Origin of the sequence: Niallia sp. Sow4_A1, from assembly GCF_052116745.1 — a bacterium.
GTDB classification, from domain to species: Bacteria; Bacillota; Bacilli; order Bacillales; family Cytobacillaceae; genus Niallia; species Niallia hominis.
The window spans coordinates 25,460-43,699 of sequence record NZ_JBQKKM010000015.1 but is presented as its reverse complement, the minus strand read 5'-3'; the positions used below and the strand labels follow the sequence as shown (position 1 = coordinate 43,699).

At 34.9% G+C, this 18,240-nt stretch carries 23 protein-coding genes and 2 pseudogenes; 18 read left to right on the top strand and 7 right to left on the bottom strand.

What is annotated here, in order from left to right; all coding sequences use genetic code 11:
• The first annotated feature begins 1,004 nt into the window (after positions 1-1,004).
• The 7 genes from ACTQ5K_RS10385 (at position 1,005) to ACTQ5K_RS10355 (ending at position 5,049) form a co-directional block, all read left to right on the top strand.
• Entirely contained in the window at positions 1,005-1,391 is a 387-nt protein-coding gene (locus ACTQ5K_RS10385; RefSeq protein WP_031536981.1) for a hypothetical protein, read from the top strand.
• Between the two features lie 55 nt (positions 1,392-1,446).
• A complete protein-coding gene (locus ACTQ5K_RS10380) occupies positions 1,447-1,869 on the top strand; it encodes a recombinase family protein (RefSeq protein ID WP_031536980.1) in 423 nt (140 codons plus the stop codon).
• Positions 1,862-2,107 carry a hypothetical protein gene (locus ACTQ5K_RS10375; protein ID WP_026675560.1) on the top strand — a complete coding sequence of 82 codons (246 nt, stop codon included), beginning with the start codon at positions 1,862-1,864 and terminating at the stop codon, positions 2,105-2,107. Before ACTQ5K_RS10380 ends, ACTQ5K_RS10375 begins: the two co-directional genes overlap by 8 nt.
• 47 nt (positions 2,108-2,154) lie before the next feature.
• On the top strand, positions 2,155-2,466 hold the full coding sequence (locus ACTQ5K_RS10370; protein WP_031540297.1) for a hypothetical protein: 312 nt from the start codon (positions 2,155-2,157) through the stop codon (positions 2,464-2,466).
• Between the two features lie 114 nt (positions 2,467-2,580).
• Complete coding sequence (locus tag ACTQ5K_RS10365; protein ID WP_155986800.1) at positions 2,581-2,727, top strand: hypothetical protein; 147 nt, start codon at positions 2,581-2,583, stop codon at positions 2,725-2,727.
• 250 nt (positions 2,728-2,977) lie between these two features.
• Positions 2,978-4,558, top strand: a complete 1,581-nt coding sequence (locus ACTQ5K_RS10360) for a recombinase family protein (protein WP_031540295.1) — start codon at positions 2,978-2,980, stop codon at positions 4,556-4,558.
• A gap of 29 nt (positions 4,559-4,587) precedes the next feature.
• Entirely contained in the window at positions 4,588-5,049 is a 462-nt protein-coding gene (locus tag ACTQ5K_RS10355) for a DUF421 domain-containing protein (RefSeq protein WP_226793820.1), read from the top strand.
• Between the two features lie 178 nt (positions 5,050-5,227).
• Here ACTQ5K_RS10355 and ACTQ5K_RS10350 read toward each other — a convergent pair whose 3' ends face one another.
• Together ACTQ5K_RS10350 and ACTQ5K_RS10345 are read right to left on the bottom strand one after the other, a co-directional pair.
• Complete coding sequence (locus ACTQ5K_RS10350) at positions 5,228-8,224, bottom strand: Tn3 family transposase (protein WP_031538352.1); 2,997 nt, start codon at positions 8,222-8,224, stop codon at positions 5,228-5,230.
• Positions 8,225-8,365: 141 nt separating this feature from the next.
• Positions 8,366-8,539 carry a hypothetical protein gene (locus ACTQ5K_RS10345; protein ID WP_162837599.1) on the bottom strand — a complete coding sequence of 58 codons (174 nt, stop codon included), beginning with the start codon at positions 8,537-8,539 and terminating at the stop codon, positions 8,366-8,368.
• 287 nt (positions 8,540-8,826) lie between these two features.
• Between ACTQ5K_RS10345 and ACTQ5K_RS10340 the strand changes: the two genes are divergently transcribed.
• The 10 genes from ACTQ5K_RS10340 to ACTQ5K_RS10295 all read left to right on the top strand — a co-directional run bounded on the left by ACTQ5K_RS10340 (position 8,827) and on the right by ACTQ5K_RS10295 (position 14,823).
• The gene (locus ACTQ5K_RS10340) at positions 8,827-9,033 is read left to right on the top strand and encodes a DUF1657 domain-containing protein (protein WP_017695330.1); all 207 of its coding nucleotides are present in this window, start codon (positions 8,827-8,829) and stop codon (positions 9,031-9,033) included.
• Positions 9,034-9,107: 74 nt separating this feature from the next.
• Positions 9,108-9,563: a YhcN/YlaJ family sporulation lipoprotein gene (locus tag ACTQ5K_RS10335; RefSeq protein ID WP_441993902.1), complete on the top strand. Its 456-nt coding sequence runs from the start codon at positions 9,108-9,110 to the stop codon at positions 9,561-9,563.
• Between the two features lie 17 nt (positions 9,564-9,580).
• Entirely contained in the window at positions 9,581-10,060 is a 480-nt protein-coding gene (gene spoVAC, locus ACTQ5K_RS10330; RefSeq protein WP_017695333.1) for a stage V sporulation protein AC, read from the top strand.
• A complete protein-coding gene (gene spoVAD / locus ACTQ5K_RS10325; protein WP_284561640.1) occupies positions 10,060-11,073 on the top strand; it encodes a stage V sporulation protein AD in 1,014 nt (337 codons plus the stop codon). The genes spoVAC and spoVAD overlap by 1 nt, the downstream gene beginning before the upstream one ends.
• Before the next feature lie 2 nt (positions 11,074-11,075).
• Positions 11,076-11,426: a stage V sporulation protein AE gene (spoVAE, locus tag ACTQ5K_RS10320; protein ID WP_235252724.1), complete on the top strand. Its 351-nt coding sequence runs from the start codon at positions 11,076-11,078 to the stop codon at positions 11,424-11,426.
• Positions 11,427-11,437: 11 nt separating this feature from the next.
• A complete protein-coding gene (locus ACTQ5K_RS10315; protein WP_235252725.1) occupies positions 11,438-11,644 on the top strand; it encodes a DUF1657 domain-containing protein in 207 nt (68 codons plus the stop codon).
• 16 nt (positions 11,645-11,660) lie between these two features.
• Complete coding sequence (locus tag ACTQ5K_RS10310) at positions 11,661-12,521, top strand: DUF421 domain-containing protein (protein WP_235252726.1); 861 nt, start codon at positions 11,661-11,663, stop codon at positions 12,519-12,521.
• Between the two features lie 614 nt (positions 12,522-13,135).
• The gene (locus ACTQ5K_RS10305; RefSeq protein WP_116354726.1) at positions 13,136-13,723 is read left to right on the top strand and encodes a YitT family protein; all 588 of its coding nucleotides are present in this window, start codon (positions 13,136-13,138) and stop codon (positions 13,721-13,723) included.
• Positions 13,724-14,017: 294 nt separating this feature from the next.
• Entirely contained in the window at positions 14,018-14,455 is a 438-nt protein-coding gene (locus ACTQ5K_RS10300; RefSeq protein WP_160549868.1) for a hypothetical protein, read from the top strand.
• Positions 14,456-14,562: 107 nt separating this feature from the next.
• Complete coding sequence (locus ACTQ5K_RS10295; protein ID WP_340906144.1) at positions 14,563-14,823, top strand: YetF domain-containing protein; 261 nt, start codon at positions 14,563-14,565, stop codon at positions 14,821-14,823.
• 253 nt (positions 14,824-15,076) lie between these two features.
• Here the strand turns inward: ACTQ5K_RS10295 and ACTQ5K_RS10290 are convergent, their stop codons facing one another.
• From ACTQ5K_RS10290 to ACTQ5K_RS10275, 4 genes and pseudogenes are all read right to left on the bottom strand, one after another.
• Complete coding sequence (locus ACTQ5K_RS10290) at positions 15,077-15,613, bottom strand: DUF3888 domain-containing protein (RefSeq protein WP_031538345.1); 537 nt, start codon at positions 15,611-15,613, stop codon at positions 15,077-15,079.
• Positions 15,614-15,668: 55 nt separating this feature from the next.
• A pseudogene (locus tag ACTQ5K_RS10285) lies at positions 15,669-15,926 on the bottom strand (cell wall hydrolase); the annotation flags it as partial.
• A gap of 18 nt (positions 15,927-15,944) precedes the next feature.
• Positions 15,945-16,835, bottom strand: a complete 891-nt coding sequence (locus ACTQ5K_RS10280; protein ID WP_031538344.1) for a manganese catalase family protein — start codon at positions 16,833-16,835, stop codon at positions 15,945-15,947.
• 24 nt (positions 16,836-16,859) lie between these two features.
• Complete coding sequence (locus tag ACTQ5K_RS10275) at positions 16,860-17,069, bottom strand: YuzF family protein (protein WP_031538343.1); 210 nt, start codon at positions 17,067-17,069, stop codon at positions 16,860-16,862.
• A 738-nt stretch (positions 17,070-17,807) separates the two neighbouring features.
• Between ACTQ5K_RS10275 and ACTQ5K_RS10270 the strand changes: the two genes are divergently transcribed.
• Positions 17,808-18,140, top strand: a complete 333-nt coding sequence (locus tag ACTQ5K_RS10270; RefSeq protein ID WP_031538341.1) for a DnaB-like helicase N-terminal domain-containing protein — start codon at positions 17,808-17,810, stop codon at positions 18,138-18,140.
• Here ACTQ5K_RS10270 and ACTQ5K_RS10265 read toward each other — a convergent pair.
• Positions 18,097-18,231, bottom strand: a pseudogene (locus ACTQ5K_RS10265) (transposase domain-containing protein); the annotation flags it as partial. The gene ACTQ5K_RS10270 and the pseudogene ACTQ5K_RS10265 overlap by 44 nt on opposite strands.
• Positions 18,232-18,240: the final 9 nt, after the last annotated feature.

Genomic DNA, 18,240 nt, shown 5'->3' with positions numbered 1-18,240 from the left:
ACTATAATACTTTGCCATAAATAAAGGGTTATGCTATTTCATATAGAAGTGTAGGTATATCAGGACAATTATTCCCCTTTAAAATCCTGAATGTGTTCCTCTCCAAGGTGTAACTTAGACAAATTTCTTTTGCTAGCCCTTTCTAGGACATAAAATGGTCAAACAGTAATTTTTGCTGTTTGACCATTTTTATTAAATATCAAAATGTGACAATTTTGTGAAAGGTTATCTATGAACGAACAATAATATCATTTCATAGATAAAAAGGCAGGGTTATGCAGATAATGCATTTTTAATCTAACTTGTATATTATTTTAATATAATTAAATATTTATCTACGATTTTGCCGCCAATTCAAATCATAGAGAAGTGGGTTTACAAGCGTATCAAGGGTCTTTTATAATCAAAATCAAGTTAGAAAATTATCTATTAACAATTTTTTTGCAAGGGGATTTGTTATATGAGAAAAATTTAGGGATTTAAAAAGGGGGAAGTTTTAATGGGAAAACCAACAATTTATATGAATTTTGATGATCAAAATTCAAAAACGCTTCTAGGTATAACAATTAAGGCAACTAAGATGTTACAACATATGGGAGATCAATGAGATAAAACAGTTGAATTATATAATAATGTTGCTAGCGCGGTAGAAAACATTATTATAAGTGAGGGAGAAATATATGAAGGTGGACTCGATATTATAGAAGAGTATGTAACCATCAGTAATAGGAGACGATAGCCCAAATAAATTCGTCACAGATATCTTATGACATACCGATTTGGTCTTTTGATAAAGGTGCTATACTACCTAAAAGTAAGGTAATTGCACTTTAAAGGAGGTGGTTAATAAAAGTAAAACATGATTGCTACTAACCGTTACTTATTGTTGCGTCATTGGCGTGGGCAACTCTAAGCAAAACTATTATTTGGTGTTATATAGGTGATTCTATTTATGGTAATTATATATTACCACGGAATCTCCTTAATGAAAAGGGGGAATTTTAGTGAAAAAAATAGCAGTAGGTTACTTTATGGTTAATTTAAATGAATCAAACTGGCAAGTTATAAGTGATATGTACAAAGCGCTTTACGAATATTGCAATAATAAGAACTACTCGTTACATGCTGTGTATCACGATATTAGTGAAGAATTAACTGAATATCAATTACTCAACGCTGCATATAGACCAACTTTCAAGGATTTTAAAAGAAGAGTATCAGAAGACAGAAGGATTGACCATGTTCTATTACCAGTACTTTCAGAGAGTTATTATGATGATGGATATGATGATTTATTGGAAGTTCCTCACTTTGGAAAAATCTCAATGTTTTATGTAAATAGTCCAGAGATTCCTGAGGAAGCATACGAATTTGATGGAATACCTTTCTAAGAGATTCAAGATGGATTTTGAATAAAAATATAGATTTAAAAAAGGAGGAGTTTTTATGTTGGAACAGTTAAAAACAGCAGTAGGATATGTAAGGTTTGCTTCATTAGAAGATGGAGGTTTGCAACGAAGTAATGCAATTGTAAATTATTGCACCAATAAAGGAATTCTAGTCGAAAAGATTCTTGATGATCGAGAAAGTGGATATTCTCCATTAGTAACGCGTAATGGTGGTTGTAAACTAATCGATTACGTCGATAGTGGAGAAATTGACTATATCATACTCTCATATTTGCATGAATTGAGTAGAGACAATGAAGAACTTTATCATTTCTTAAAATTATTGAAGGAAAAAGGGATTGAGTTGATTGTACTTTCATCAATAAATATTGAAAGAAGTTATTTTGAAAACCTTTTTAAAGATTTCGCAGATAGAGATTTTCAACTACCTAGACTAGAAAGAGGTTATTTATATGAATAACGATAAATTTCATGTTGGAGTAATTAATTCAAGTTTCGGGATTCAAATAGCGGGTGCTGATGTTTGCTTTAAAGAAGGTGAGGTAGTTTATATCCTTGCTGAAATTTATGATAAAGAAAATCCAGAATGCATTATGTGGTATGTAGTATTAAAACCTTTAAGTAAGGATTCATTAAGGATTAACTCAGAATTTGTCGATTTAATGTTCCTAGAGAATGTTCCTCGATTTCCACATTAGAATGAACTATGGCTTCACATACAAGTATAAGAAAAGGAGATGGTTTAATGAAAAAAATAATCAATAAAAAAATTTATAATACAGAAACAGCGACACTAATTGCTGAGTATAGTAATGGGCTTACAAGAGGTGACTTTAATCATATCTATGAAGATCTATATGTAACTAAAATAGGACAGTTCTTTTTACATGTAGAGGGTGGACCACTTACTTGCTACAGTGAAACAGATGGTAGAAATACTTGGGGAATAGAAACTATTATTCTTCTAAATTCACTTCAAACATACAACTGGCTAGAAAAACGTTCAGAATACGAATTAATAGACAAATATTTTCCCGATATGGTTTCTGAGGGGTAAGGTTAATTAGTTTCTATAAGCAACTATAATCAATTTCAATATTAACAGTAGGAGGGTGTCTCTATAATATTTACTTCACACTATAACCCTTCCTGAAAAAGGGAGGAATCTATAATGGACAAGAAAACAACAAAAGAATTGAAAAGTGATAAGGAAAAGTTTCATATTCCTAGTGAAGAAGAATTGAAAAAAAGAGAACTAGTATCAGTTCTTGCGGAACTTATTTTAAATTATTCATTATCTAAAAAAGAAGTAAAGTAACGACGCTATAATTCAATGTGAACATGGGCAAGCTGCTGCTTGCCCAAATCTTAAAGGGGGATATCATAAGTGAAAAATTCAAAAAAGAAACCTGTAATTTATATGAGGATTGGATATGAAGAAAAATAGAAAAAAACAAATCCCGTTGAAATTATGAAAAAGATACGATGTCAAGTTATTAAATCTTATGGTAACGATACTATGAATAATTTTGTAAGTAAAAGTGATTTGAATGAGGGGAGAGATATATATGGAAAACAATAAAAAATTAAGAGTTGTGATTTACAAAAGGGTGAGTACTGAGGAGCAAAAAAGAACAGGTTTTTCATTGGAAGGGCAAGAAGATGAGTTAAGGGCATATGCCGAAAGGAAAGGGTATAAAATAGTAGGTGTGTACACTGATGGTGGCTATTCAGGTAAAAATTTCAACAGACCTGAAATTCAAAGGTTATTTTCTGATATGAGAAATGGTGATTTTGATGCGATTTTAGTATGGAAAGTGGACCGGATCTCAAGGAAGAACAGGGATGTTTTAGATTTAATTGATAATGAACTCCATCCAAGAAATATGAAACTATTAGTATCTACTTGTGATATAGATAGTAGTAATGCCAACGGTTATATGTTTATTTCTATGCTAGGTACTTTTGCTGAGTATGAAAGGTCACTAATTATAGAGCGTGTGTCAAGTGGCATGGAAAAACGTGCAAAATCAGGTATGTGGAACGGTGGTATCATTTTAGGATACGATGTAGTAGAGAAAAGTTTAGTAATTAATGAGGAAGAATGTGAAATAGTTAAACAGATTTTTCAATTAAGGGCAAACGGCTATGGGTACAAAGCGATTACAAATGTACTAAATAGTGAGGGAAAAAAATCTAAGAAAAATAACAGTTTTAGTATAAATGCTGTAAAAACAATTTTGGAAAATAGAACTTATATTGGTCAATTAAATTGGGGAACTCATAGAGAGTGGGAAAAGAAACGGAGAAGTGGGAAGACAGATCCAATCAGTGCCGAAGGTGTACATGAGGCAATAATCGAATTAGGTTTATGGAATAGGGTACAAGAAGTTAATAAGGTAAACAGAGACGCTTCTACAAATACCAAAAATATTAAGAGTGAGTTTATACTTTCAGGGATATTACGTTGTCCCACCTGCGGGGCTGGAACTGTTATGAGTAAGTCAAAGAAAAGAAATGGTTCAGGATATCATTTTTATTACATGTGTCAAAACTATCATACAAAGGGTAAAGATGTCTGCCGCTCCAATTTAGTTAAGAAAGAACTGATCGAAGAACAAGTTTTATCTTATATTAATGGTCTAATCTCTAAATCTGGAATCGTAAATGACATTATCGATAAAATAAATAAAGAAAAACATACAGATACAGACAAACTTCAAGAGCAAATAGTTGCTTATAAAAAGGAATTGAGAGTAAAAGAGAAGGAATTGGACGCTATTGACGAAGAATATCGCAATAAAGAAATTACTGCAAAAGCATACGGAAGGTTATCTGGGAAAATTGAGGATGAAGTAGATCGATTACAGGGTATTGTCAGCGATTTAGAAGAAAAGTACGGTAAAGTTACTTCATCCTACTCTGTTGATGAAAAGATTGTAAAAGAGGCCCTAGAAAACTTCAACGCTTTATTTACTGGTGCAAGCAATGAAAATAAGAAAATCTTAATAAAATCACTTATTAAGAAAATTGAAGTTGAATCAAACAGAAAGGAAATAAAGCGCATTGTCTTCTGGTTTTTAGAAGACAGTGCTTTGTCTTTAAAGAATGCTTTACCAAATAATGAAGGACGCAGAACCGTATCATAAATAACGCCATCGGATTGTGGACGTTTCTTATGTTGGGAATAGAGTTTATGACTCTAAAAAATAAATCGACACGTTCTCTCTTATTAGGCAATCCTAACATAATCATTCGAGATGGTGTTATGGACAGAAAGTTACTTACAAAGAACAAATTGGATGTAAATCAAGTATTGAGTATACTCCGTCAAAATAATGTCTTTTCAGTTCGCGAAGTCAAATACGGTATATTGGAAGCTAATGGGCAATTAAGTTTATTACTAAAATCCAAGTATCAAAAACCAGACAAGCAAGATCTCAATCTTCCAGAAAGTCCAGTAGACCTCCCAACATCGTTAATTATAGATGGGGAAATTTTATGGGATAATTTACATGAACTCGGATTTGATCAACAGTGGTTAGATAACCAATTAACTACCAATGGATATGATAATGTAAAGCGTATACTCTACGCAGATTGGCGAGAGAGTGAAGGCATACATGTAAGTCCTAAATAAAATTTGTTAGGATAAGAGCATATCAATTTTCTTGGTGAATATAAACTTTAGTCTTCAACGGGCGCTTTTCTGGAGTAAGGATTGCGCTCTTTCCGCATCTAAGTGTTCATTACAAAAGACCAGCTAATATCTTGACGGGATATTAGCTGGTTTTTGTCACCGATCAAAATGATCAAAACTACGACACTTTCAACTTAATAGGTATTCGCTGATTCATATTGAGTTCAAAAGTTCCGTATGGATTGACATGATGATAAAATAAAGGTGTTAATCCCCTAAAATCTTCTGGAGTCATTTTCTCCAACCAATATTGGTTGTTGTCATAAAGTACTTCTTGTACCATTAAGGTATTCATATAGACTAAGCAATTTTGCAGCAATTGAAGTGATAAGGCAGACACCTCATGATCTTCTATAGAATTGGAACGAATTTCACTATTTTTTCCATAAAAAATATAGGTGTTCACCGAGTTCCATTGTTCCACTGTATTTAATCCTTCATGGATCTCCCTGCGAATCTCTTCATAGTGTAAATAATCACATAAAAAGATCGTTTTAATCGCTTTCCCTAATTCACATAAAGCTAGATATGTTGGATGTTTTGTATCCCTAGTAAATCGCTTTAATATGGATTCGGCAGAAGCAGTACCCAAACGTAGAGCAGTTGCATACTTAATGATTTGTTCATACTGTTGTCCAATAAGATCCCAGTTAATTGGTCTACTTAAAACCGGTTGCAGGTGAGGATATTCATCATTCATGCCAGCTTCTGGACGATATAACTTTTGAGAACCTATATTTTTGAAACGTGGCATCAGCTTAAAACCAAGCAGATGACAAAAAGCAAAAGCAACCACACTTTGTCCGTGTGTATCGACATAATTTCGATCGATTTTCATATCTGTGCAGTGACGAAGGACCCCTTCTATCATCGCGGCCACTTCGGAAGAGAGACAGGACTTAAGCTGAGAATAAATACATGCCGATTTTCGATCCGTATGCCAATAAATCATAACCCCCTGCCTCTTATAACGAGGATGCCATTCGGAAAGGAGGTTCTGATCCCAAGATCCAAAATGTTTTGAATCGGAAGCACATGCAGTAGTAGCTTCTCCCCATACTTCTTTCTGCCGATGGTAGATAATATGATTGGTAACCTCTGCATTGGCTTTTCGTAAATGATCTTTATGAATAAATTTTTGACGGATATACCGAAGCTCCCGATAACCATCTAGGTGGTTTCCAGCAGAAACAGCTTTCAAACCTGTATTCGTTCCTAATCCAAATAAACTGAGAAGAAGCCGTCGTTGGATGGTTTCTCGATCTAAAATCTCGCTATCAGCAGTGGTCTTAAAATGCTGGGTAAACTCCGTATGAAAATCTGTTTCTTTTAATAAATCCAATAGGTTGATATCAGACCAACGATTCTTAATCTCCTGTTTAATCCTCATCACATGTGGGGGTTCAATTTGCTTTTCAAGTGGAGTGACTCGAATCCACCCCTTGTTATTTCTAGTAGTAATCGCGACTTGTTCGTTACTTTGAACCTCTAACCCTTGATTTAGTAATTGGAGCTTATCTTTCATCAACTGTATAATATCTTCGATAAAAGGCTCTACATCAAGTGGTGCTTTCAGTGCTTGAAAATATTCTTCCTTGTGCTCTTCAAAATCTTGGGGGAGATCTTCATCTGGGTTTCGATATCGATCAGCACCCTCAATCCAAATTTCTTTACAACGAAGACGAGTACGAAGCGATTGGATCACTGCAATTTCATAATTGATTCGATTCACTCTCTCTATGCCTTTGCTGTCTATCTCGATAATGACATCTTTCCATTTGGGCTGAATTACGCCTTCAATAGGCACTTCATCTCCAGCAGCGAAAAAACGTTGCCCACTTTCTCCATATTCTCGAATGAGTTGAATGGCTTCAATCACAGGTTGATGAAATTTATTGTTGGACCGAAAGGTAAGATTCATTAAAATATTAGAGAAAGCATGTCGATAATATCCGCGATAAGAGGCATGCATCTTTGTATAGATTTTTTCTTTGTATTCCCGATTATTTTTTGTCATATCTTTTATAATATCTTGAATCGTGGAAGGACTGACAATAGGGAATAGAGTATCTTGAATAACGCCTTCTGGATGATCTACCGTCGCTTTTAATAAGTTGACAATATGTTTATTTTTCCCTTGGATTCTTTCTAATTCCTTTACTGCTTCTTTTCGGGTTGTATTCTTGGCCTTATTTCCGAACTTAAGCGTAATTTCATCCAATAAATCAGCTAAATAATCAATGACTTCCCCATGACGATGCGAAAATAAGATGGCAAGTAGAGTATAACGAATGGGTGCTGGGTGTGCACGCAATTCCGTTAAGGTCTCCGTAGCTGCACGAAGTCGATATTTCTTTACTAATTTCGGAGTCAAATGATGAAATAATCCTGGAGGAATGTGTAGATGCTTGATCGCTAATAGTTTTTTAACTTCCATTTCCATGGTGCTTACACTTGGTTTACGAGGAGAAGATAAAAGGTGCCGAAAAGTTAAAATGTCAGATTCCACTTTCTCATGAAACTCTTCTTCAAAACCTTCTTCCGATTCCTCATCCGCATGAGATTCCAGTAATGCATCTAATCGAGAACAAGTCCTAGGAGACAGCTGATGATAAGTCGATTGATATAAATTCTTTTCAAAAGTGTCAATGGCAGAATCAATCATCCGATTCAAGCTTCCAATCGAAGGAGGTTCGACTTTCCACTTACGAAATAAGCTATATGCCTGATTTTTTAAGTAGTCGATATCATGAGTAAATTGAACTTGACCGTGTAACCACTCTGTCAAAAGTTCGTTATCTTTTGCTGTAAGTTCTCGAAAACCGAAGAATTCTCGAATTTGTTTTCGATAATAAGTAAAGTTTCTTTCATCTGCGCCCCAACGATATTCCACAAAGAGCACTGAAGATAACCCCAATTGCTGTGCTATAAATTCAACTACCACTTTGGGAATATCTTGTTTCTTAGAAGGAAATCTAGCCTCTTGTTGAAAGTACTTTAATAATACTGCAAATCCTAAACGACTTGCCCCTGTTTTATTACCAATCAGTTTTCTTTCAATTGATACTACTACAAAATGTTCTAGCAGCTCATCTTCATTCCAATTTCGTTTCATAAATATCCTTCCCCTAACATTAGAATAATCACTATTTTGAGTGTAATCTATTGAATAGAGGGTGAAAACTCTACTTTGCGGTCTAGAGCAGCAACCCTGTCACTAAGCCTAGAAGTTGCTATACAAATGAAAATGCTTATTTTAATGTATCCTGTCCCAAACCCTACTTAGATCTAAGGGAACATAAACTTTATCGCGATGAATTTCCTTATGTATAATAGGATTTTTAAAACTATCCTCTAAACTTCCAAAAAAATTCTTTTGTCTAGCTCGTGGTTTTGGTCCTAAAACCATTTCACTATAATCTTTATACATACTTCCTATTCTCCTTTGATAATTTTCCACTTTCTTATGTTAAATAATTTAATAACACAAACCTGCAACTATTACTCCATTTCCAAAACAAAAAGCATATATGTCTATGTTTGGACTAAAACTCACAGTAACCCATGAATAAATCAACTGAACTTTAATCACTTTTTTAAAAAAGCTTGATTTACCAAAAACCTTAAAATATTTCATATTTAAATTTTAAAAATAAATGAATAAATTTATATTTTATTTAGCACCATATTACTGTCAAATCATAGGAGGTGTTATTCATGACAGTCATAAATGACGTTAAAACAGCTTTAGCTGGATTAAAAAGCGCTCAAGCTAGCTTTGAAACATTTGCTCTCAGTACGGATAATCAACAAGCTAAGAAACTTTATCAAGATGCTGCTACACAAACCCAATCCGTTATTGATAATGTTGAACCACGTGTTCAACAAATCGAACAAGAAGAACCTCAATACAAACAACAATAATGAGTATGGCGAAAAGGTTGGTTGAAAGGCCAACCTTTTGCATCCCTATACTGGTAAAACATGGAGGTGATTTCATGAAAGTGAAAATATTATTTTTCATTTTAATCCTTATCGGAATGGGTTCAGGGTGTAACGGGAACCAAAATCAGTTAGATAATAATAATGATTTGAGTATTTCACAAGTACATACAAGTAAACCAATTGATCAATCTGTTGCCAATCATGCTAAAGAAAAGATTATCACTAAGGAAGAAATTTCGGATGTAAAGGCTGTGAATACAGATAATGAGCTTTTAGTAGCGATAAAAATCGGAAATTTCAACCGTTTCCGATTAAAAAATATCGAGAAGTCAGTTAAATCTGACTTAAAAAAAATGTATCCCGATCATAAAGTATTTGTTTCGAGTGATAAAAAAATGTTCTGGGAACTTGAAAACATAGAACAGAGACTGAAAAAAAACGATACGAATGAGAAAAACTTAAAAAAGGATTTAAATAAACTGAAAAGTCTTATGAAGGAACAAACATAAAGAGAAAGGAACGAGTTATGTCTAATAATCAAAAGAAACAACTCACTCCTGTGCAACAGGAATACCAAAAATTGCAAAAACAACGAGAGATTAAAAGACCGGTTGTTAAAAATTGTATAAAGGCCTTTATAACTGGTGGACTTATCTGTCTGATCGGTCAGTGTATTTCTGACTTTTACATTTATTTTTTTGATTTTACTGAGCAAACGGCCGGAAATCCGACAGTGGGTACGTTAATTTTTATTACGATGCTTCTTACTGGTTTTGGTGTATATGATCGAATGGCCCAATTTGGAGGGGCTGGAACAGCTGTACCCGTAACTGGTTTTGGCAATGCGGTCATATCACCTGCCATTGAGCATCGTTCCGAAGGATTTGTACTGGGCGTAGGCGGCAACATGTTTAAATTAGCAGGGGCGGTTATTTTATTTGGTGTTTTTTCTGCTTTTGTCATTGCCCTCATCAAGACCATTTTAATCCAGTGGGGTGGTTTATAATGCTTGCAGGTCATCGTACATGGATCTTTGAACACAAACCTGTGATACTTTCTACTGGAACAGTTGGAGGACCATTTGAAGCAAACGGAGCGATCGCAGAAGATTTCGATCTCCTTCATGCTGATTTATGGCTTGGACAGGATTCCTATGAAAAGGCACATAAAGTCCTTTTTGAAGAAGCCTGTCAAAAAGCCATGGAAAAAGGGGGCATCCAAAAAGATCAAGTTCAATTTATCCTAGCTGGGGATCTGATCAACCAGATAACTCCGACAAGTTTTGCCAGTCGAACAATTGGATCTCCGTATTTTGGTTTATTCGGTGCCTGCTCTACGTCTATGGAAGGACTGGCTCTAGGTGCTTATATTGTGAATACAAAAGGAGCTAAATATTTATTAACAGGAGCATCTAGTCATGATACAGCTGTTGAAAAACAATTTCGGTATCCAACTGAGTATGGTGGACAAAAACCTCCTACGGCACAATGGACTGTTACTGGTGCCGGTGCGGCCCTATTAAGTGATTCTGGGGATGGACCTCGTGTCACTTCTGCTACAATAGGCCGTGTGATTGATATGGGTCTGACAGATCCATTTAACATGGGAGGAGCTATGGCGCCAGCTGCGGTTGATACCATTGAAGCCCATTTAAAGGAACGAAATGTTGAGCCATCTTATTACGATTTAATTGTAACCGGTGACCTTGGCCAAATCGGACAGGAAGTGTCCATGGATCTATTTAAAAAGCATGGAACTCCTATTAGTGAAGAACAATACCAAGATTGTGGCCTTATGATTTATCGGGAGGGGCAGCCGGTTCTCTCAGGAGCAAGTGGTGCAGGCTGTTCAGCAACGGTCGTTTATGGTCATTTATTAAACCGCATGAAAAAAGGAGAATTTAAAAAAATGTTAGTCGTAGCTACAGGTGCTCTACTCTCACCATTGTCCTTTCAGCAAAATGAAACCATTCCTTGTATTGCCCATGCAGTGTCGATTGAATATGGAGGTGAACAATAAATATGACCTATTTTTGGGCTTTTACAGTAGGAGGTTTAATTTGTGTAATTGGGCAAATTATGTTTGATGTATTCAAACTTACACCGGGACATACGTTAAGTACCCTTGTAGTGGTGGGTGCCATTTTAGATGGGGTTGGTTTATATGAACCCTTGATTGATTTTGCTGGGGCAGGGGCTACTGTTCCGATTACCAGCTTTGGGAATTCTCTTGTACATGGTGCGATGCAAGAAGCCGAAAAACATGGGTTAGTTGGTGTGATGACAGGAATGTTTGAAGTAACTAGCTCTGGTATTTCAGCTGCCATTGTTTTCGGCATGTTAGGAGCTTTAATTTTTAAACCAAAAGGATAAGGAGAATTTGGATGACAGTAGGTTCAGATGTTAAACAGTGTTTTTCCAGTCTAAAAGGGGTAGAAGCTAGTCTATCCAGTTTAGCCATACGAACACAAGAAAACGAATCCAAGAAAACTTTACATGAAACCATGATGGTAGTGAACGAACTTGTGACAGATTTGAAAAAAAGAGTTGGAGAATTGGAACGAGAAGAATTCCAATATAAAGGATTTTAATATAGGGGGTCTACTAATGCCTCTTTGGCTAAATGTTATTTCTCGAGTCATTTTGTTTATGGTTGTTTTGTTTTTTATTACCAAATTTTTAGGAAAAAAGCAACTATCTCAACTTTCCTTCTTCGAATATGTAACAGGTATTACGATAGGAGGAATCGCAGCAATCGTTATCCTTGAGGTAAGACATAGTATCATTATAGGAGGATTAGCCATTCTAGTTATGGCAGCTATCCCCTATATAGTGGGTCTTATTGCTCTAAAAAGTAAAAAGTTCCGTGATTTTGTAGAAGGCAAAGGATCTGTATTCATTAAAGATGGAAAAATCATGGAAGATAATTTGAAAAAAGAAAGATACACGACAGATGAATTGTTAGAATTACTTCGTAAGAAGGATGTTTATCAGGTAGCTGATGTAGAATTTGCTGTATTAGAGGCAACGGGAGATTTATCCGTTATGTTAAAAAAAGAGAACCAACCATTAACAGCAAAGGATCTAAACTTGACGGTTGCTTCAATTAAAGAGTCTCAGACTGTTATTATGGATGGTGTGATAATGGATGAACCACTTGCGACGATTGGACGAAGCCGTGCTTGGTTACACACTGAATTAGAAAAACTTGGTGTAACGGTAGAAAATGTTTTTCTTGGACAAGTTAATTCCTATGGAGAGTTAACAGTTGACCTGTTTGACGATCAATTACAAGTCGCATCTCCTCAAGAAAGACCTTTAATTCTTTCGACCATGAAAAAGTGCCAAGCAGACTTAGAGCTGTTTGCTCTTGGAACCGAATCAAAAGAAGCTAAGCAAATGTATAGTAAAAATAGTGAAAAACTACAAGAAGCTATTGATAAAGTGATGCCTATTTTAAAAGGATAATGGTTTATTTCGCTATCTTGGATGATCTTAAGACACATAACAAAAAAGTAGTACCATTTTTTTATATAATATCATTAAGTCGAATCTTGAAAATAAAATCTTTGGAAAAATATTTTTTTAAAATTGATTCGGGTATATGTATATATAGAAAGTTTTTCTTCAGCCGTTAAATTTAAAAACGCTAGGAAATTTTTTCAACTAAATATTCTGCTACAAATGATGTAAATACTCTAGAAGGAAGTCGTGATACCTATTCGTTAGTAGGGAAAGAGCAGAAGTATCAAAATCGTATTTATGTTATCGCCTAGTGTAAAATAAAGGGAGTAAACTGGGAATGCACCTATATCATATATTATAATTGAATAAATTTAATGTCTATCTGCAAAAACTGCCTCACCTCGGGTAGTTTTTTTGTATCATTAATAGACATTTTCCTTTAAACAGGGTTACTTGACCTACAAGGGCTAGGGTTATTAGTTATCGTTTTTTTGCGCTTATGTTGCGTCTACTTGCACTTCAGAAGTTATATTCAGTGAAGTAAAAGTTGTCTATAATGCTAACGTTTTTGGCATATACATAGAACACGTCCATTTAGACAGGAGAGTTCTTAATAAATGCCATATTTTATGAAAGCAGTTGCTATTCTTGTAGGCAGCATGTCAATAGCGTTGGGAATAAATACTTTTTTAATACCAAACAAAGTTTTAGATGGCGGAATTATTGGCCTAGGTTTAATTATTAGTTATTTATTAAATACAAACGCCGGGTTCACGATAATGGTATTGAGCATCCCCATTTTTGCTCTAGCTTGGTTTAAGTATCGTTCATATTTTTTTAATAGTTTGCACGGTATGCTTTTATCATCATTTTTTATTGACCTTTTTCATAACGTTAATCAAGTTCCTATAAAATTTTCACCAATTCTTAGTTCATTTACAGGTGGTGTATTCATTGGTTTTGGCATTGGTCTTATGCTTCGCTTCGAGACAAGCACAGGTGGAACAGATTTATTAGCCCAGTACTTTTCTGAATTCATTAAAATTAATGTTGGGATCATCATTCTCATTATGGATGTTTTTGTTATTTGTCTTGGGGGTTTATTCGTTTCAACAGAAACTTTCTTTCTTTCGGCTATAACTATTTCATCTGGTGGAATAACTACAAGCCTTTGCACTTGGAATTTTAAAAGCAATGATTATTGACCAAGTAATTCCAATTAATAACAATTAGGCAACTGTCTAGTCATTGGACAATCGCGGAGCATATGATGAAATTGTTATTATCAAATAGGTAAAAATCACTAACAAGGATGTTTTAATAAAAGGTTTGTGTCATTTTGAATAATTTACTTTTGATAAGTCTATTATCAATTACCGGAGGCCACTTACCTTTTCATAACCAGAAGCATTAACGAAATTTACCTATTTGTACTTTTAAACATGTCGATTGTTTTTTGAATATTATGGATGAAAATTATGGTCGGGAGATGAAGAGGAGTGGAAGAAGTAGAAGAAATACAATATCGTGAAGAGTTGCTGAAATGGTGTGATAACATTTATTTGCATTGGGAAAGAATGAAACCAAGGTTTTCAAAATTATTTGATTTGAAGACCTTAGAGGAATGGGAAGAGTCATGTCGTGGGTTGAAAGAAAAATTACAGATAGATACAGAAGCTGATCTTGATGAATATCACACAGCAAAAAACTTATATGAACAGTGGGAAATGTTGTATGGAGAATCAATAAGTGGTAAAGAAGACGTTAATTCCGATGTGAGGGAAGGTGTGGAGTTGTCCACTCAATCTGATCGCGAAATCGAATTGTCGGATCGGGAAAGTGATAAAGAGGACGAACTTATACGGGTGACAATTAATTTGGAAATACCGAGACAGGATTTAAGGAAAATTTTATTAGACTATAAAATGGAAGTCTAGCCATCCCAAATAGAGAGGGGTCAATGGCCTATTTGTAATTCGTATAGAGAAAACGCCAAACCCTATGTTCAAGGTGTTGGCGTTTGTTCATTTTTTACTCTTTATAAATAGTTATTTACACAACACTATTATTAAATTCCAAGTATCAAAAACCAGACAAGCAAGATCTCAATCTTCCAGAAAGTCCAGTAGACGTCCCAACATCGTTAAAAATAGATGGGGAAATTTTATGGGATAATTTACATGAACTCGGATTTGATCAACAGTGGTTAGATAACCAATTAACTACTAATGGATATAATAATGTAAAGCGTATACTCTATGCAGATTGGCGAGAGAGTGAAGGCATACATGTAAGTCCTAAATAAAATTTGTTAGGATAAGAGCACATCAATTTTCTTGATGAATATAAACTTTAGTCTTCAACAATCAGGCGCTTTAATGAAGTAACTAAAGCCTAATTTTTCACTTATAACACCGAGAAATTAGACTTTTTATATTTTGATATCCTTAACGTTGTAAATCCGCATTTTCCTGACGCTACCCCTATATGAAGCTACCAATCCTGTAGACGATTACATCACAGAAAAAGAAATACAGAAAGTAAAATAGTTTTGGGAATTAAGGGCCTGACCCCCATCGTACTAAAGCGTTAGCGCACTGGGGGTCAGGCCCTGCTTTTCTATATGAATTTATTCTTAAAACTAGTAGAAAAGATGACGGTGTATAAAGAGGAAAAAGTGATTGTAACTTTTCTAGATGGAACAGAAGTTGAGTGCCAGATTGATAAATAAGAAATGGGCTTGGAAATATCAATACCTCCAAGCCAAAATTGCTTTCCCCATTAATCAAGTGCTGTGTAGTTAAGTAGGTTGATGTTTTTAGTGTATTCAATGGTATCTTTCCGATATTCGATACATCTTTGTGTTCATAGTTTATCACTTCGAAACTTTGAATCCTTAAAGTGATTGTATCAAATCCATATGGTGGATTATGTGCTCCTTCAAACGTAGTAATTTGGACCGTTACATCATAATAATCATCCCGTATATTTTGGGTAATATCAATAATTCCTCCATCATGATAGAAAAGCTTTGGTTTTCCATAAAATGTTTTTGTGGCATTAAGGATTTCTTTTTTATTAAGGGGTACCCCCATACATAACTTGTTCATTTGTAAGTGTAAATTTATTTAAAGATTATATATTAACCTATTATGTTCGATAAACATCGGGGCAGGATGATTCTGTAGGAGAGTAAAAACAGTGTGATTTATAGCGCCCAGCATTCCATTGATTATACCATTGTGCAGGGCAACTACCTTCTGGTTTAAAGAACCATAATGAGTATGTCGCTGGATGAAATCGTTCTCCTTTAATTAGTCTCCTTGCTAACCTAATTTCTGTTTCTCTAGCTTCTTGGTAAAAATATCCTCTTATAGTTGCTTCAAATCCTCCAGGTCGTTGAAAAACTTTCCTACAAAAAATCTATTATAAATTTTCCATTAGACGTTTTTTGATTAATTCATAATCGTCCCTAGTAATACCAGGAGCAAATTCTTCAGGTAACTCCTCTAAGTTTGGAATTGGTCCGCCTTCAGGAGTACCAATTTTCACTTCAAGTGGTTGCCCATTTTCCGGATTTGTTCCTTTCCAAATCATTCCGATATCCCTGTATTCTGTTTCGCTCCATGTGAATAGCACATTGCTTAAGCCTTTTTCTATGAACGGTCTGGCATAATCAAATTTTGAGTTATCAAGATTTGGAACTGGAAGCATTTTCGTCAAGTCTACCCCTGTAGCAATTTCGATTGCTTTCGCATAGGCGAGGATATGTGTTCCTCCACGAACAAGTAAATACCCAATCATGGTTCTAGCAACTGGGTTATCAGTCATCTCATAAACTCTCATTTTATGTGTACGTGCACCAATCTCTAGAAAAAAGTTATGTGTTAAATCTAAAACCAGATTTCCACTATTAAAAACATTATCACCAGTCCAAGGTCTTCCCATTGAATCACCTGGTATAGCCGTTTGAGCTGTAGAAATAAAATGGTGGGTGTTTCTCGCATCCTTCCCATTTTGAAGTGGAGTGATATCCGGATTCCCTGGAAAAGTATTACCTACCGATAACAAATTAATCGTATTAGAAACAAGTTCTACATGACCAAATTCTTCTGCTGTAATGCTTGCCACTAACTCATAGAATGGTTTTAGCTTTTTTTTATTTCTGAAGTTAAAAGACTGAAACATATAGTTATTTAAGGTAGACATCTCCCCAAACTTGCCACCCAAGAGTTCTTGTACTGCTGCTGCAGCATTCATATCGCCGTGTGCGGGTATAGGAAGTTCAATTGCCAATTTATTTATTCTTTTAAACATTATTTCCCCTCCACTTCCTTTTTGTTAACCAGGAAAAACCCAAATAATTTGCTGGGTACGAATAAAAAAGGGAGTTCCGTTAGATTCGACAACAATGTGATCTGGCAATACATTTTTCAAGGAGCCACGAACGCTACCTCTTATGGTTTGAACAGTAACAATTTTACCAACAATGGTTGTTAATGTCTGATAAACATATGGATCATAAAAGCTTAACAGGTTGTTGTTTGTCATTTAGATCCTCCTATTCTAAAGTCATTCTTACTGAGTATATGTTTCTCGATATGAAAAAAGACTGAAAAACAACTGTTCAATTTGACTCTTGTTGTTAAATACTATCCTGAAAATAATAAACGGCAATAGCACATTTTTTGCAATACGAAACTAGGCCTAGCAATACCTAATTTTTTAAACTGGACCTAGGAATGACTAATCTAATCCTTTTATGTACGAATTTATACTATGGCTCGCATACGCCGATGTAATTGACAATAAAATTGAAAAGATAAAGCAAGGGCTTGTAGAGTTCAAGAATAAACTTTATGGCACAGGTAATGCCATTCAAAGTATAACGAAAACTCTTGACAAACTATTTCAACGTCAGGACGAACTGTTTCAACGTCAAGACAATATTATCAAGCTACTGGAAGTTGTGTATAACAATTTATAATTATATGGAACACCAGTAAATCTCGGGCCTATTTCAAAAATTAGAAGTCATTAAGCCGCACTCGAAAGATGGACAAAGATATATTGAAGTTGTATTTATTTATCGCTTTGAAAAATCTGTTGAAACATGTGCCGATATGATTAATTGCGACAGGAGCACCTAATTGGTATGTAAATAAATTAGCAGCAGAGTTAAGCAACAAAGGTGATGACAAACTATTCAAAACCTTATCATTACTTATTCCAGAGGAAGAATTAAAACCAGAATTAAAGAGTATAAAGGGTGGCTATAAAGATATTGATGTGGTCACTGTTTCCGAACAACTAAATCAAAAAGGGATACTGGAGGATGTGGGCGGCGTAACCTATCTTACTCAATTAGCTGGCTCAGTACCAACTACAGCGAATACCATTTATTATTGTGATTTGGTAAAATCGAAATCCTTGCGTAGGCGAGGAATTGAAGCAGCAAAAAATATAAGATATTTATCGGAGGTACAGGAATTTGAATATGACGAGACATTTTTGACAGAAGTAGAAAATCAGGCTTTAAAAATCCGATCAATGGCGTTCTCATTACTCGCATCTCATTGGGAAGCTTCTCGAAAATGTACATCAAGTATTGATAAGGATTAAGCCCATTTTCTTTGGCTGTTTCTACAATACTATAAGTCACAGCACTAGCCTTCGCTCCTTTCGGAGTGTTTGCAAAAATCCAGTTTTTCCTTTTATGTAC

What these genes read in the sequence shown, in the direction of transcription:
- ACTQ5K_RS10380 (WP_031536980.1), top strand. Translation starts at nt 1,447, where the DNA reads ATGTTGGAACAGTTAAAAACAGCAGTAGGATATGTAAGGTTTGCTTCA.
- ACTQ5K_RS10375 (WP_026675560.1), top strand. Translation starts at nt 1,862, where the DNA reads ATGAATAACGATAAATTTCATGTTGGAGTAATTAATTCAAGTTTCGGG.
- ACTQ5K_RS10370 (WP_031540297.1), top strand. Translation starts at nt 2,155, where the DNA reads ATGAAAAAAATAATCAATAAAAAAATTTATAATACAGAAACAGCGACA.
- ACTQ5K_RS10365 (WP_155986800.1), top strand. Translation starts at nt 2,581, where the DNA reads ATGGACAAGAAAACAACAAAAGAATTGAAAAGTGATAAGGAAAAGTTT.
- ACTQ5K_RS10360 (WP_031540295.1), top strand. Translation starts at nt 2,978, where the DNA reads ATGGAAAACAATAAAAAATTAAGAGTTGTGATTTACAAAAGGGTGAGT.
- ACTQ5K_RS10355 (WP_226793820.1), top strand. Translation starts at nt 4,588, where the DNA reads ATGTTGGGAATAGAGTTTATGACTCTAAAAAATAAATCGACACGTTCT.
- ACTQ5K_RS10350 (WP_031538352.1), bottom strand. Translation starts at nt 8,224, where the DNA reads ATGAAACGAAATTGGAATGAAGATGAGCTGCTAGAACATTTTGTAGTA.
- ACTQ5K_RS10345 (WP_162837599.1), bottom strand. Translation starts at nt 8,539, where the DNA reads ATGTATAAAGATTATAGTGAAATGGTTTTAGGACCAAAACCACGAGCT.
- ACTQ5K_RS10340 (WP_017695330.1), top strand. Translation starts at nt 8,827, where the DNA reads ATGACAGTCATAAATGACGTTAAAACAGCTTTAGCTGGATTAAAAAGC.
- ACTQ5K_RS10335 (WP_441993902.1), top strand. Translation starts at nt 9,108, where the DNA reads ATGAAAGTGAAAATATTATTTTTCATTTTAATCCTTATCGGAATGGGT.
- spoVAC (WP_017695333.1), top strand. Translation starts at nt 9,581, where the DNA reads ATGTCTAATAATCAAAAGAAACAACTCACTCCTGTGCAACAGGAATAC.
- spoVAD (WP_284561640.1), top strand. Translation starts at nt 10,060, where the DNA reads ATGCTTGCAGGTCATCGTACATGGATCTTTGAACACAAACCTGTGATA.
- spoVAE (WP_235252724.1), top strand. Translation starts at nt 11,076, where the DNA reads ATGACCTATTTTTGGGCTTTTACAGTAGGAGGTTTAATTTGTGTAATT.
- ACTQ5K_RS10315 (WP_235252725.1), top strand. Translation starts at nt 11,438, where the DNA reads ATGACAGTAGGTTCAGATGTTAAACAGTGTTTTTCCAGTCTAAAAGGG.
- ACTQ5K_RS10310 (WP_235252726.1), top strand. Translation starts at nt 11,661, where the DNA reads ATGCCTCTTTGGCTAAATGTTATTTCTCGAGTCATTTTGTTTATGGTT.
- ACTQ5K_RS10305 (WP_116354726.1), top strand. Translation starts at nt 13,136, where the DNA reads ATGCCATATTTTATGAAAGCAGTTGCTATTCTTGTAGGCAGCATGTCA.
- ACTQ5K_RS10290 (WP_031538345.1), bottom strand. Translation starts at nt 15,613, where the DNA reads ATGGGGGTACCCCTTAATAAAAAAGAAATCCTTAATGCCACAAAAACA.
- ACTQ5K_RS10280 (WP_031538344.1), bottom strand. Translation starts at nt 16,835, where the DNA reads ATGTTTAAAAGAATAAATAAATTGGCAATTGAACTTCCTATACCCGCA.
- ACTQ5K_RS10275 (WP_031538343.1), bottom strand. Translation starts at nt 17,069, where the DNA reads ATGACAAACAACAACCTGTTAAGCTTTTATGATCCATATGTTTATCAG.